Source organism: Duganella sp. Leaf61 (assembly GCF_001421905.1).
GTDB lineage: Bacteria > Pseudomonadota > Gammaproteobacteria > Burkholderiales > Burkholderiaceae_D > Rugamonas > Rugamonas zoogloeoides.
Genome location: NZ_LMLM01000023.1, coordinates 79,738 through 92,774, shown reverse-complemented (window position 1 = coordinate 92,774; position 13,037 = coordinate 79,738). Strand labels below are relative to the sequence as shown.

Below are 13,037 nucleotides of genomic sequence, written 5' to 3'. Positions count from 1 at the left end.
ATTGCTGTCAAAAAATGCAAACCACCAGCCAATTAGTTGGAACTTCTGCCATCCCCGGACAACAGGGAATAGCACGGCTGTCGGTTCATTAAATTTTTCGCAACACCACGCAACCGATCGAATATCCGGCGCCAAACGAGCACAGCACGCCCAACTGTCCCGCGGCCATGTCGTCCGAATGTTTATGGAAGGCAATTACCGATCCGGCCGACGAGGTATTGGCGTAGCTGTCGAGGATGACCGGCGCTTCGCCCGGCTCGGCATCGCGACCCAGCACCATGCGGCTGATTAACAGGTTCATGTTGAGGTTGGCCTGGTGCAGCCAGTAGCGGCTGACGTCGGATACTTGCAGGCCGGCATGGGCGATGGTGTCCTTGATCATTTCGGCGGCCATCGGGCACACGTCCTTGAATACCTTGCGGCCTTGCTGGCGGAACAGCTTGTCCGGCTGGCCCACGCCCGCTTCGTCGAAGCGGTTGAGGAAGCCGAAGTTGTTGCGGATATTGTTGGAGAAGCTGGTTTTCAGCTTGGTATCGAGGATTTCCCAGCGGTGTGCGCCCTTGGCGTTCTCGGCCAGTTCCACTACCACGGCGGTGCAGGCATCGCCAAAGATGAAATGGCTGTCGCGGTCGCGCCAGTTCAGGTGGCCGCTGGTGATTTCCGGGTTCAGGACCAGCACCGCGCGGGCCTGGCCGCTTTGCACGGCCGCCACCGCCTGCTGGATGCCGAAAGTGGCCGACGAGCAGGCCACGTTCATGTCGAAGCCGTAGCCGTCGATACCGAGAGCGGCCTGCACTTCCACCGCCATGGCCGGGTAGCCGCGCTGCATATTGGAGCAGGCGACCAGCACCATGTCGATGTCGGCCGGGGTGCGGCCGGCACGGTCGAGCGCCTGGTGGGCTGCCGCCACGCAGATTTCGGCCTGCAACGACAATTCGTCGTCGCCGCGCTCGGGAATGTGCGAGACCATGCGTTGCGGATCGAGAATGCCGGCCTTTTCCATCACGAAGCGCGACTTGATGCCGGATGCCTTTTCGATGAACGCCACGCTCGACGGTTCGAGCGCGGTGACGGTGCCGGCCTCGATGGCGGCGGCATTGTCGGCGTTGAACTGCGCCACGTAGGCATTAAAACTCTCGACCAGTTCCTCGTTGGAAATCGACTGCGATGGCGTAAAAAGACCGGTACCGCTGATGACGGCTTGTTTCATGATTAAGCTTTCAAATGGGGCAATGGCGAGTGCCAATAGTGGAGCAAATTCTACACAATGGCTGCACGTTACGCGCAAATAAAAGCGGCGCCCGAAGCGCCGCTCTAAAATCGTGATGTCGCGCTTTACTTGCCGAGATTGGCCTGCACCACCGTGGTCTCCGGCTTGGCGAACTGCACCGGCTTGCCCTTGAGGCGGTTAAGCGCCTGCGCCAGCTGGAAATCGTCGCTGCTGCCGTATTCGAGCGGCTTGCGCTGCTTTTCCATGGCAATGATGCGCAGTTGTTCTTCCAGTTCGTCGCGCTTGCTTTGCGCGCCTTCCTGCTCGCGGTCGTTGGAAAGGTGCTTGGCCAGGTCGGCCTCGCGCGTGCGCAGCGCGTTGACGCCGTCGCCGTCGGCGTACTCGTCCACCAGCAGGTCGGGCGTAATCCCCTTGGCCTGGATCGAGCGGCCCTTGGGCGTGTAGTAGCGCGCAGTGGTCAGCTTGACGGCGGTGTCGGCAGTGAGCTGGCGGATGGTTTGCACCGAGCCCTTGCCGAAAGTTTGCGTGCCCATGATTTCGGCACGCTTGTAGTCCTGCAGGGCGCCGGCAACGATTTCGGAGGCCGATGCCGAACCGGTATTGACCAGCACCACCATCGGCACTTGCTTGAGCGCTTCGGGCAGTTTGGCCAGTGCATCGGTCTCGGCGTGCAACTGGTAATACTCGGGGCGGCCGTAATACACGGTTTTTTGCTCGGCCAGCTGGCCGTTGGTCGAGACGATTGCCTCGTTTTTTGGCAGGAAGGCGGCCGCCACACCGATCGCGCCTTGCAGTACGCCGCCGGGGTCGTTGCGCAAGTCCAGCACCAGGCCCTTGATGTGCGGGTCTTGCTTGTAGAGCTCGGCAATTTTCTCTGCCATGTCATCGACCGTCGGCTCCTGGAACTGCGAAATGCGCAGCCAGGCGTAGCCCGGTTCGATCAATTTACCCTTCACGCTTTTCTGGATGATTTCCTCGCGCGTGAGGTTGAACACCAGCGGCTCCTGCTCGCCCTTGCGCAGCACGGTCAGCGCCACTTTCGAGTGCGGCTCGCCGCGCATCAGCTTGACCGAGTCGTCGAGCGGCATGCCCTTCAACGGCGTGTTGTCGAGGCGGCTGATCAGGTCGCCCGGCTTGATGCCGGCGCGCCACGCTGGCGAGTCTTCGATCGGCGCCACGATCTTGATGTAGCCGTCCTCGCTGGGGCCGATCTCGATGCCGAGGCCCACGAACTTGCCTTGCGAGCCTTCGCGCAGTTCGGCATACGCTTTCTTGTCCAGGTAGGCCGAGTGCGGATCGAGCGAAGCCACCATGCCGGAGATGGCTTCGGTCAGCAGCTTCTTGTCTTCCACCGGTTCCACGTAGTCCGATTTGATCAGGCCGAAGACATCGGCCAGCTGGCGCAATTCCGCCAGCGGCAGCGCTGGCACCGCCGGCTTCTGCGCCATCGCAGAGAACTGCAGCGACATGGCCACGCCGGCTACCACGCCCAAGCCGATCAACCCGGAATTCTTTAGTTTCTTGCCCATGTTTCACCCAAAAAAGAGAGTAGCGTGCGCCCGCATTGAAACGAGTATAAACCTGATTCCCAGCAAACGTAGTAGCCCTCCCGAAATCATTTATAACTTTACGGCGATTTACAACGCGTCGCGTTGACATTTAAAGTAGCCCAATTCCCAACTGGTGAAACGGCAATTGTGACGGTTTGTATTGGGTGTATCCCATACGTTCACGGCAGTAAGCATTTGTAAGAATTTTGTGGATCGCGATTTTCGCGGCCTACACTGAACTCGTATTTCTCTCTACCCTGAAGTGGTTTTTGCCTGCGCCCCAAAAAGCGCAGGCTTTTTTTTGCCCTGCGCAGGCCTTACCCTGGAGCTAACCATATGCGTTCTACCTTGCCGTTTTCCCTGCGCCGCCTGGCCGCCGCGCTGGCGCTTGGCGCCATGTTGTCGCCGGCGTTTGCCGTGCCCGTGATGGACATGCGCGCCGAAGATTTCCTGCCGCTGGCCGCCGACCTCAAGCAGCAACTCAAGCTCAACGCCAACCAGCAAACGCTGTGGCAGCAAACCGAGAGCCGCACCCGCAACCTGCTGCGCGAGCGCAAGTCGCGGCGCGAACGCCTGCAGGCGGCAGTGCTGACCGCTGCGCAAACGCCCGGCGTGGAACTGCGCGACGTCGCCCGCACCGTGGAAGCGGAAAGCATCACGGCCGCCGGCGAGGAAAAGCAGTTGCGCGAATGGTGGCTGATCGTCAACGACGCGCTGGACGAAACCCAGCGCGGCATCGTCGCCCAGCAACTCAATGAACACCTGCTGCGGGTACAGGACAACGGCGGCCCCGGCCCCGGCCGTGGCGAGCGCCGCGACGACGGCGGCGAACATCGCGGCGGCGGCCGCAAGGGCGGTGGCCAGGGCGGCATGGGCATCGGCGTGGGTGCCGGCGGCGCCAGCATGAGCCTGCCCGGCGGCTGACCCGCTCGCTGTGTATCGTAAAGTAACTGAGCGGTAACACGTGTCCTGTGGCGTTAGAATATTCGCGCGGCAACCCGGCGCTGCATGAACCATGCAACTGCCTTGTTCGCTTTCGGACGTTTTGACCTAAAAGGACACGTAGTGAAAAAATATTTGCTGACCACTCTGGCACTGAGCCTGGCCACCGCCTTTGCCGGCGCTGCCGATACCCCGGCGCCTGCCGCCACGTCTTCTGGTATTGAACTCAAGAACATGGACACCAGCGTGCGTCCGCAAGACGATTTCTATGCCTACCAGAATGGCGGCTGGGTCAGGAATACCGAGATCCCGGGCGACCGCGCTCGCTGGGGCTCGTTCATCCAGCTGCAGGAAAACACCTTGCCGCAGCTGCGCGCCATCATCGAAGCGGCCGAGAATGACAAGGCCCGCAAGGCTGGCAGCAATGCGCAGAAACTTGGCGACCTTTACGCCAGCTACATGGACGAAGCCAGGCTCGACACGCTGGGCGTCAAACCGCTCGCTGGCGAACTCAACCGCATTCGCGGCGTCAAGGACAAAAAGGCCTTCCCGATGCTGATCGCCCACCTGGACCAGATCGGCGTGACCGTGCCGTACAACGTCTATGTGCGCCAGGATGCGCGCGAATCGACCAAGTACGCGGTCGGCATTTCGCAAAGCGGCCTGGGCTTGCCGGACCGCGACTACTACCTGAAAAAGGACGACGCCAAGCTGGCCGCCATCCTGGTCAAATACGAAGCCCACGTGGCGAAAATCCTCGAGCTGGCCGGCGCGCAAAGCCCGCAGGCCAGCGCCAAGGCCATCGTTGCGCTGGAAACCGCGCTAGCCGAAGCACAATGGACCAAGGTGCAAAACCGCGACCCGGTCAAGCGCTACAACAAGGTGCCGTTTGCCAAGCTGGGCGAGCTGGCTCCAGGCTACGACTGGAACCACGCGCTGGCGTCCGCCGGCGTGGGCAGCAAGACCGACTACGCTATCGTCAACCAGCCGAGCTTCCTGACCGGCTATACCGCCGTCCTGGAAAAAACCGACCTGGCGACCTGGAAAGCCTATTTTGAATGGCAGCTGCTGCGCAGTGCATCGCCTTACCTGTCGAAGCCGTTTGCCGATGCCGACTTCGATTTCTACAGCACTGCGCTGACCGGCGTGACCGTCAAGCAGGACCGCTGGAAACGCGGCGTGGGCCTGGTCGAACGCGCGCTGGGCGAGGCACTGGGCCAGGCCTATGTGGCGCAGCACTTCCCGCCCGAGCGCAAGGCGCGCATGGATGCGCTGGTGCAAAACCTGATGGCCGCGTATAAAACCAGCATCGACGGCCTCGACTGGATGGGCCCGGAAACCAAGCGCGAAGCGCAAGATAAACTGTCCAAGTTCCGCCCCAAGATCGGCTACCCGAGCAAGTGGCGCGACTACGCGTCGCTGGTGATCGTCAAGGGCGACCTGGTGGGCAACGTGTTGCGCGCATCGAGCTTCAGTCACCAGCGCATGGTCAATAAGCTCGGCAAGCCGATCGACCGCGAAGAATGGAGCATGACGCCGCAAACCATCAACGCCTACTACAGCTCGACGATGAACGAGATCGTGTTCCCGGCTGCCATCCTGCAGCCGCCGTTCTTCGACGTGAACGCCGACGATGCCGTCAATTACGGCGCCATTGGCGCCGTGATCGGCCATGAAATCAGCCACGGCTTCGACGACGGCGGCAGCCAGGCCGACGGCGACGGCAACCTGCGCGACTGGTGGACCGCCACCGACCGCGCCAACTTCAAGGCCAAGGCCGACGCGCTGGTCAAGCAGTACAACGGCTACAGCCCGCTGCCGGGCTACCACGTCAACGGCGCGCTGACCCTGGGCGAGAACATCGCCGACAACAGCGGCATGGCGATCGCCTATAAGGCGTATAAATTGTCGCTGGGCGGCAAGCCAGCGCCGGTGATCGACGGCTTTACGGGCGAGCAGCGCTTCTACCAGGGCTGGGCGCAGATCTGGCGTGCCAAGGCGCGCGAGGCGCAGCAGATCCTGATGATCAAGACCGACTCGCATTCGCCCGGCGAATTCCGCGCCAATGGCACGGTGGTCAACCAGCCCGGCTTCTACGAAGCGTTCGGCGTCAAGCCTGGCGACAAGCTGTACGTGGCGCCGGAAGAGCGCGTGATTATCTGGTAAAAAAGCCGGAAATACGCCGCCTGGCCCTGCGGCGATGCCGTCTGTCGCAAACCGCTTGCGACCGTTGGTGTTTTTATATATAACTTCATGGCTGGCCAAGAGTACTTTCTTGGCCTTTTTGTATTCCTCATTCAAAGGATTTTTCGTGAAACGTCATCTCGTAAGTGCACTGATGCTGAGCCTGATCGCAGGCCTGGCAGGCGCTGCGGACAACACCACCAGTGTGACTCCTGCCAGCACCCAGCAAGCCAAAGCGCCGACCTCCGGCATCGCCGTCGAATACATCGATCCGGCCGTGCGCGTCCAGGACGACCTGTTTACCCACATGAACGGCAAGTGGCTTGCGACGACCGAGATTCCGGCCGACAAAGCCAGCTGGGGCAGCTTTGCCAAGCTGCGCGACGACATCCAGCCGCAACTGCGCACCATCATTGAAAACGCCGCCAACGCCAAGGACACGGCGGCCGGCAGCGACACGCAACGCATTGGCGATTTCTACGCCAGCTTCATGGATGAAGCCAGGCTCGAGCAACTGGGCGTGACGCCGTTGAAAGGCGAGTTCGCCCGCATCGCCGCGCTGAAAGACAAGAAGCAACTGCCAGAGCTGATCGCGCACTTCAACAAGATCGGCGTGAGCACCCCGTACGGCTTCGCCATCCACCAGGACAACAAGGATTCGACCAAGTACGTGGCCGACCTGTACCAGGATGGCCTGGGCCTGCCTGACCGCGACTACTACCTGAAAGCGGACGACAAGAAACTGGCCGACACCCTGGCCAAGTACGAACAGCACATGGCCAAGATGTTGACCCTGGCCGGCGACAACAACGGACCAGCGAGCGCGCGCGCCGTGGTGGAATTCGAAAAACAACTGGCCAAGCTGCAATGGACGAAAGTAGAACTGCGCGATCCGATCAAGGCCTACAACAAGGTCGATGTCGCCAAGCTGAACACGCTGGCGCCTGGCTACGACTGGAAAGCCTACCTGGCCGATGCCGGCATCGGCGGCAAGGTCAGCTACGTGATCGTCAGCCAGCCGAGCTACCTCAAGGGCATGACCGCGTTGCTGAACAAGACCCCGGTCGAGACCCTGAAAGCGTACTTCCAGTGGCAGACCGTGCGCGCATTCGCACCTTACCTGAACAAGTCGTTCGTCGATGAAAACTTCGCCTTCTACGGCACCGTGCTGAGCGGTGTGACCGAGCAGCGTCCACGCTGGAAACGCGGCGTCTCGGTTGCCGAAGGCGCGCTGGGCGAAGCAGTAGGCAAGCTGTACGTGGCCGAGCAATTCCCGGCCGACCGCAAGGCGCGCATGGAAGCGCTGGTCAACAACCTGCTGGCGTCGTACAAGACCAGCATCGACACCCTCGATTGGATGAGCCCGGTCACCAAGAAGCAGGCGCAAGCCAAGCTGGCCAAGTTCACCACCAAGATCGGCTACCCGAACAAGTGGCGCGACTATTCGGCGCTGACCGTGTCGAAAGACGACCTGGTGGGCAACGTGATCCGTTCGCACGAGTTCGACTACAACAAGGAAATCAACAAGCTGGGCAAGCCGATCGACCGTGACGAGTGGGGCATGACGCCGCAAACCGTGAACGCTTACTACAACCCGGAAATGAACGAGATCGTGTTCCCGGCCGCCATCCTGCAAGCGCCGTTCTTTGACGCGGCTGCCGACGACGCGGTCAACTACGGCGCCATCGGCGGCGTGATCGGCCACGAAATCAGCCACGGCTTCGACGACCAGGGCGCCCAGTACGACGGCGACGGCAACCTGCGCGACTGGTGGACCAAGGCCGACCACAAGAACTTCGCCACCAAGACCAAGATGCTGGTCGAGCAGTACAACCAGTTCAGCCCGCTGCCTGGCTACCACGTCAACGGCGAACTGACCCTGGGCGAAAACATCGCCGACAACAGCGGCATCGCGATTGCCTACAAGGCGTATAAATTGTCGCTGAACGGCAAGGAAGCCCCGGTGATCGACGGCCTGACCGGCGACCAGCGCTTCTACATGGGCTTTGCGCAAGTGTGGCGCATGAAGATGCGTGAAGCGGCGCAGATCCAGCAGATCAAGACCGATCCGCACTCGCCAGGCCAGTTCCGCGCCAACGGCCCGATGCGCAACCAGCCAGGCTTCTACGACGCCTTTGGCGTCAAACCGGGCGACAAGATGTACCTTGCGCCGAAAGACCGCGTGATCATGTGGTAAGCCGGTAGCAAGCGATGAACGAAGCGGCGTTGGCGACAACGCCGCTTTTTTTATGCGCGCCGATACGGTCCCGTGTAAACTACCGCATCGTCCCAACCCCGGAAGCCGAACCCATGCGTATGCGTGCCTTACTCCCCATGACCGCCATGCTCGCCCTCAGTGCCTGCGGCGACTCCTACAAGCCGGTTGACGTCTACATGGCTGCCACGCCCGAGTGCAAGGACTGGCAGGAAGGCTCGCGCTTCGACCTGCCGCGCGGCATCAGCGTCGCGACCACGCCACCGGTCACGCTCGAAGGCGGCGGCGCCGAGTTCACTTTCGTTTATTTCGTACCGCGCGGCCAGCGCGCCCGTTTCCTCTCGCGCGACTACAACGTCACGGCGCCGCGCGGCGCGGTGATCGCCAGGGCCGAGCTGGTGACGTTCTACCAGCGCGCCATCAACTCGCGCGCCGAGATCGTCGACGTCATCCCCAAGGTACCGGACATGCTGGTGGCCGGCGCCACCGCCGACGAAACCATCTGGCGTGTGCGCCTGCGCGTGAAAGACAAGCTGCCCGAACGCTTCGACGTGGTGCCGCCAGCGTTTGAAATCGCCCTGACCGAATACCCGATGCGCACGTTCACCTACCGCTACTTCCCCGAGCGCAAAGCCTACGGCCTCTGCCGCTAACTTCAACTTCGGGGTCGGTGCCGACATTCGGACACGAACTGAGCCTTGTCGCTGCTGGGCTTGTGTCTACATGTCGGCACTGACCCTGAAGTGGGAGGTTGAAGCGGGGCGCAAAAAAACCGGTCGCGATGGACCGGTTTTTTTATGCGCTGGCTGGTTTATTTGGCAGGTTCGGCCGGGGTTTCTGCGGCCGGCGCCGGGGCGGCTGGCGCTTCCGGTTCCTTGAACTTGGCGCCCGACTGGTTGGCCATGAAGACCACGGCGCGCGCGACTTCGACGTCGTCGAGGTCGGGATTGCCGCCCTTGGCGGGCATGGCGCGCAAGCCTTCGATGGCGTGCTTGAGGACGGTGTCGTAACCCTGTGCGATACGCGCCGACCAGCTGCCGGCATCGCCCACCTTGGGCGCGCCTGCCACACCGGCGCCGTGGCAGGCCGCGCAGGTGGAGTTGTAGATGGCGTCGCCCGCTTGCAGCACCTTCGGCGCGTTCACATCCTTGAAAGTGAAGCCAGTGTCGGCCACCGGCGCGATGCGGGTGGCGATTTCCTCGGGCGCCTGGCTGTTGGAGCCGGCGCCGGTGAGCTTGTCCGTGGTGACATACTGGACCAGCAGGATGATGCCGATGACCGTGACCAGGAAGAAGCCGACCACGGCTCCCACCAGTTGTTTGGGCGTTTTAATGATGGATTCGTTGTGTGCGTCGTTCATGATGTCCTTGAAGTCTGTGCCGGGTTGCGTGCCGAATTACCGATCGAGCTGCCTTGCAAAACCTTTATCAAACGGCCGATTATAGGCTCAAAAATCGGCGCATGGAAACTTCAACATGGTTAAAACGACACGCGCCGATGGACGCGGACCAATAAAACCGGTATCCTACGGCACACCTTCAAGGTTCCCCCCGCGCGGCTGTAGCTCAGTGGATAGAGTATTGGCCTCCGAAGCCAAGGGTCGCTGGTTCGATTCCAGCCAGCCGCACCAGAAATTCCCTTCAAATCAATTGCTTATGTCATGACGCCAGTTGCCTGGCTGCAGTCATGGCAGGGTTTTATTGTCCCATCGCATCCTTCCCCCGCCGCTCACTTTCGTCCTCCTGTCACGCCAAGTCGTACCCACTCGCACCGATATCGGTTGCCCGTGACGGTATATCGCTGCTGATCGCGTGCTTTTCTCCCCGTATTTACCTAAAAATTTATTGTCCTTTTTGATGTCAATCAAAATAGCTTGAAATATCGCGTAGTAGAGGAACTGCCACACAATTGTGAAGTTTCTGTGAAGAATCATTAGCCTGCAACCGTGCACCCTTGTTGTGCACTGCTCTGCGTGGCTAAATGTACCGATGGTTAAAATCGGTATCACCGCTCGTCTATTCCTCTCGCTGTTGATCGTCAGCCTGCTCACGGCGGTTGGCGTCGGCTTCGGCACGCGCTGGAGTTTTCAGCGCGGTTTCCAGGGCTACCTGAACGAGGTCGAATCGCGGCGCATGGAGGCGATGGCGGAAGAGCTGGCGCAGGCGTACCAGGAACACGGCGGCAACTGGCAGTTCATGCGCGGCAACCGCGCCGCGTGGGAGCGCACCACCGGCGCCATCGGCCGCGAACGCGCCACCGCGCCGCGCACCAGCGTCAATGCCGATGCCGGCGGCAGCTCCATCTATTACGCGGTGCCGGACAAGGCGCCGCGCCGGCTCGGCCTGTTCGACATGGCCGGCAATCACCTGGCCGGCAACCTGCAAACGGGGCCGTCGCTGCGCTACCAGCCGGTGCTGGTCGAGGGCAGACCAGTCGCCACCTTGGTCGGCGCGCCGCTGCGCGGCTTGCAGGAAGAGGCGGAGCAGGGCTTTTTGTTGCAACAGCAGCGCGACAGCGTGCTGATCGGGATTGCCACGCTGGTGCTGGCGGCGTTAGCCGCCTTGCTGCTGGCGCGCAGCTTTGTGGCGCCCACGCGGCGCCTGATCCATGCCGCCGCCAAGGTGGCGGCCGGCGATTACGCGGTGCGGGTACCGCGCGGCCAGCGCGACGAGCTGGGCACGCTGGCGCACAACTTCAACATCATGGCTGCCACGCTCGAGAGCAACGAGGCGCTGCGCCGCCACTTCATGGCCGACCTGTCGCACGAGCTGCGCACGCCCTTGTCCGTGTTGCAGGCCCAGCTCGAAGCGATGGAAGACGGCCTGGAACCGACCGATGCCACCAGCCTGGCGCTGCTGCAAGACGAGGTGGCCACGCTCACCCGGCTGGTGGAAGACATGCGCCAGATCACGCTCTCCGAAGTGGGCGCCTTCGGCTACCAGCGCGAGCCGCTTAACCTCGGCACCCTGTTGGAGAGTGAGCTGAACAAGTGGCGCGAGCCGCTGGCGCACGCCGGCATGACCGTCCAGGCAGGGATGCTGCCGCACCTGACCGTGGAGGGCGACACGATCCGCCTGCGCCAGCTGCTGCGCAACCTGTTCAACAACGCGCTGCGCCACGCCGAAGGCGCTACCGAATTGTGCGTTGTGCTGCATGTTCACCGCCAGCAAGCGGTGCTCACCATCACCGACAACGGCCACGGCGTCTCCGAGGCCGCGCTGACCATGCTGTTCGAGCGTTTCTGGCGCGGCGACAGCGCCCGCACCCGTGCCACCGGCGGCAGCGGCCTGGGGCTGTCGATCTGCCGCAGCATCGTCACCGCCCATGGCGGCGACATTACCGCAACGCATGCCACGCCCACCGGCCTGTGCATCACCATCGCGCTGCCATTGGCGCAGCAGCAGTCATGAGCGCCCAGCATGTATTGGTGGTCGAAGATGAGTTGCGCCTGGCGCGGCTGCTGGTCAGCTATTTGCAGGCGGCCGGCTACCGCGTCACGGCCCGGCACGACGGCCTGGCGGTGCAAGCCACGGTGGCCGCTGGCGACGTCGATCTGATCCTGCTCGACTGGATGTTGCCCGGCATCGACGGCCTGACCCTGTGCCGCGCGCTGCGCGCGTCCAGCGACATTCCCATCATCATGATGACCGCGCGCGCGCAGGAGGAGGACCGTCTCGACGGCCTCGATGGCGGCGCCGACGATTACATCTGCAAGCCTTTCAGTCCGCGCGAAGTGGTGGCCCGCGTGCGCGCGGTGCTGCGCCGCCGCCCGGCCGGCAGTCCCAAGCCAGGCTTGCAGATCGACGAGCAGGGCGTGCGCGCCTTTTTGCATGGTACCGAGCTGCCTCTGACCCCGGTGGAGTTCCGCCTGCTGAAAATGTTGCGCGACGCGCCCGGGCAAGCCTTGTCACGCGATGACTTGCGCGGCGGTGTGTACGAAGACCGGCGCATCGTGCATGACCGCACGATCGATACGCATGTCAAAAACCTGCGCCGCAAGCTGGAGGAGGCCGGCCTGGCTGAAGCGATTTCAGCCGTCTATGGGGTCGGTTATCGATGGGAAGCGCGCAGCGCGCGTGCATCCTGAAATTTCACAAGGAGAAAGCAAATGTCTGACGACAACCAGTCGCGGTCGCGGCGTAGTCTGATCAAGAGCATGGTGTTCATACCGATGGGTGTGGCCGGTGCTGCCGGCGCCGTGCGCGCCCTGCAACCGGCCCACGCGGCCGACGCCATCGCGCCGGAAGGCAAACCGAACGACTACAAGCCGTCGTTCTTCAACGCCAACGAATGGCGCTTCCTCGGTGCGGCAGTCGATCGCCTGATCCCGCACGACGAACACGGCCCCGGCGGCATCGAATCGGGCGTGCTCGAATTTCTCGACCGCCACATGCAAACCCCGTACGCGGCCGGCGACATCTGGTACATGCAGGGCCCGTACCTGAAGGCCGCACCGGAGTTCGGCTACCAGGGCAAACTGGCGCTGCGCGACATCCTGCGCGTGGGCATCAAGGCCTTTGATGGCTATGTCACCAGCCAGAACCCGGGCAAGGTATTTGCCGACCTCGACAAGAAGGCGCAGGAAGACCTGCTCAAAGCGGCCGAAAAGGGCGAGCTGAAGTGGGAAGACATGTCGTCGAAACTGTTCTTCTCCAACCTGCTGACGGAAGTCCGTAACGGTTATTTCTCGGACCCCAAGCACGGCGGCAACAAGAACATGGGCGCCTGGAAAATGATCGGCTATCCCGGCATGCGTGCGGACTATTTGGATTGGGTCGAAGTCAGGGACAAGCCTTACCCAATTGGACCGGTGGATTTAGCAGGTCGTCGCTGAGGCCGTTCAAAACGCCCATGGCGTCGTTGCGCCCACTCGCCGTGCTAACGCACTGTCTTCGCGGCCGCGCCTAGCCCTGGA

Annotated in this window: 10 protein-coding genes and 1 tRNA gene; 8 read left to right on the top strand and 3 right to left on the bottom strand. The window is 62.2% G+C overall.

Going from position 1 to position 13,037, the window contains the following annotated elements; all coding sequences use genetic code 11:
* Window positions 1–88: 88 nt before the first annotated feature.
* Together ASF04_RS13495 and ASF04_RS13490 are read right to left on the bottom strand one after the other, a co-directional pair.
* Window positions 89–1,210: a beta-ketoacyl-ACP synthase III gene (locus ASF04_RS13495; protein ID WP_056142466.1), complete on the bottom strand. Its 1,122-nt coding sequence runs from the start codon at window positions 1,208–1,210 to the stop codon at window positions 89–91.
* 125 nt (window positions 1,211–1,335) lie between these two features.
* On the bottom strand, window positions 1,336–2,760 hold the full coding sequence (locus tag ASF04_RS13490) for a S41 family peptidase (protein ID WP_056142464.1): 1,425 nt from the start codon (window positions 2,758–2,760) through the stop codon (window positions 1,336–1,338).
* Window positions 2,761–3,117: 357 nt separating this feature from the next.
* Here ASF04_RS13490 and ASF04_RS13485 point away from each other — a divergent pair, with 357 nt between their 5' ends.
* The 4 genes from ASF04_RS13485 (at window position 3,118) to ASF04_RS13470 (ending at window position 8,775) form a co-directional block, all read left to right on the top strand.
* A complete protein-coding gene (locus tag ASF04_RS13485; protein WP_056142460.1) occupies window positions 3,118–3,705 on the top strand; it encodes a hypothetical protein in 588 nt (195 codons plus the stop codon).
* Between the two features lie 141 nt (window positions 3,706–3,846).
* The gene (locus ASF04_RS13480) at window positions 3,847–5,889 is read left to right on the top strand and encodes a M13 family metallopeptidase (protein WP_056142457.1); all 2,043 of its coding nucleotides are present in this window, start codon (window positions 3,847–3,849) and stop codon (window positions 5,887–5,889) included.
* A gap of 172 nt (window positions 5,890–6,061) precedes the next feature.
* Window positions 6,062–8,104, top strand: a complete 2,043-nt coding sequence (locus ASF04_RS13475) for a M13 family metallopeptidase (RefSeq protein WP_229205062.1) — start codon at window positions 6,062–6,064, stop codon at window positions 8,102–8,104.
* A gap of 119 nt (window positions 8,105–8,223) precedes the next feature.
* Window positions 8,224–8,775, top strand: a complete 552-nt coding sequence (locus ASF04_RS13470; RefSeq protein WP_229205052.1) for a hypothetical protein — start codon at window positions 8,224–8,226, stop codon at window positions 8,773–8,775.
* Between the two features lie 158 nt (window positions 8,776–8,933).
* Here the strand turns inward: ASF04_RS13470 and ASF04_RS13465 are convergent, their stop codons facing one another.
* Window positions 8,934–9,482, bottom strand: coding sequence for a cytochrome c5 family protein (locus tag ASF04_RS13465; protein ID WP_056142453.1), 549 nt, complete (start codon window positions 9,480–9,482; stop codon window positions 8,934–8,936).
* A gap of 194 nt (window positions 9,483–9,676) precedes the next feature.
* Here ASF04_RS13465 and ASF04_RS13460 point away from each other — a divergent pair.
* The 4 genes from ASF04_RS13460 to ASF04_RS13445 all read left to right on the top strand — a co-directional run bounded on the left by ASF04_RS13460 (window position 9,677) and on the right by ASF04_RS13445 (window position 12,956).
* Window positions 9,677–9,752, top strand: a tRNA-Arg gene (locus ASF04_RS13460).
* Window positions 9,753–10,110: 358 nt separating this feature from the next.
* Complete coding sequence (locus ASF04_RS13455; RefSeq protein WP_056142449.1) at window positions 10,111–11,532, top strand: ATP-binding protein; 1,422 nt, start codon at window positions 10,111–10,113, stop codon at window positions 11,530–11,532.
* Window positions 11,529–12,209 (top strand): response regulator, encoded by a 681-nt coding sequence (locus ASF04_RS13450; RefSeq protein ID WP_056142446.1) that lies wholly within the window; start codon window positions 11,529–11,531, stop codon window positions 12,207–12,209. The genes ASF04_RS13455 and ASF04_RS13450 overlap by 4 nt, the downstream gene beginning before the upstream one ends.
* A 21-nt stretch (window positions 12,210–12,230) precedes the next feature.
* Window positions 12,231–12,956, top strand: a complete 726-nt coding sequence (locus tag ASF04_RS13445; protein ID WP_056142442.1) for a gluconate 2-dehydrogenase subunit 3 family protein — start codon at window positions 12,231–12,233, stop codon at window positions 12,954–12,956.
* Window positions 12,957–13,037: the final 81 nt, after the last annotated feature.

Bases quoted from the DNA above. Each gene is read 5' to 3' on its own strand.
- ASF04_RS13495 (WP_056142466.1), bottom strand. From the start codon at position 1,210: ATGAAACAAGCCGTCATCAGCGGTACCGGTCTTTTTACGCCATCGCAG.
- ASF04_RS13490 (WP_056142464.1), bottom strand. From the start codon at position 2,760: ATGGGCAAGAAACTAAAGAATTCCGGGTTGATCGGCTTGGGCGTGGTA.
- ASF04_RS13485 (WP_056142460.1), top strand. From the start codon at position 3,118: ATGCGTTCTACCTTGCCGTTTTCCCTGCGCCGCCTGGCCGCCGCGCTG.
- ASF04_RS13475 (WP_229205062.1), top strand. From the start codon at position 6,062: ATGCTGAGCCTGATCGCAGGCCTGGCAGGCGCTGCGGACAACACCACC.
- ASF04_RS13470 (WP_229205052.1), top strand. From the start codon at position 8,224: ATGCGTGCCTTACTCCCCATGACCGCCATGCTCGCCCTCAGTGCCTGC.
- ASF04_RS13465 (WP_056142453.1), bottom strand. From the start codon at position 9,482: ATGAACGACGCACACAACGAATCCATCATTAAAACGCCCAAACAACTG.
- ASF04_RS13455 (WP_056142449.1), top strand. From the start codon at position 10,111: ATGGTTAAAATCGGTATCACCGCTCGTCTATTCCTCTCGCTGTTGATC.
- ASF04_RS13450 (WP_056142446.1), top strand. From the start codon at position 11,529: ATGAGCGCCCAGCATGTATTGGTGGTCGAAGATGAGTTGCGCCTGGCG.
- ASF04_RS13445 (WP_056142442.1), top strand. From the start codon at position 12,231: ATGTCTGACGACAACCAGTCGCGGTCGCGGCGTAGTCTGATCAAGAGC.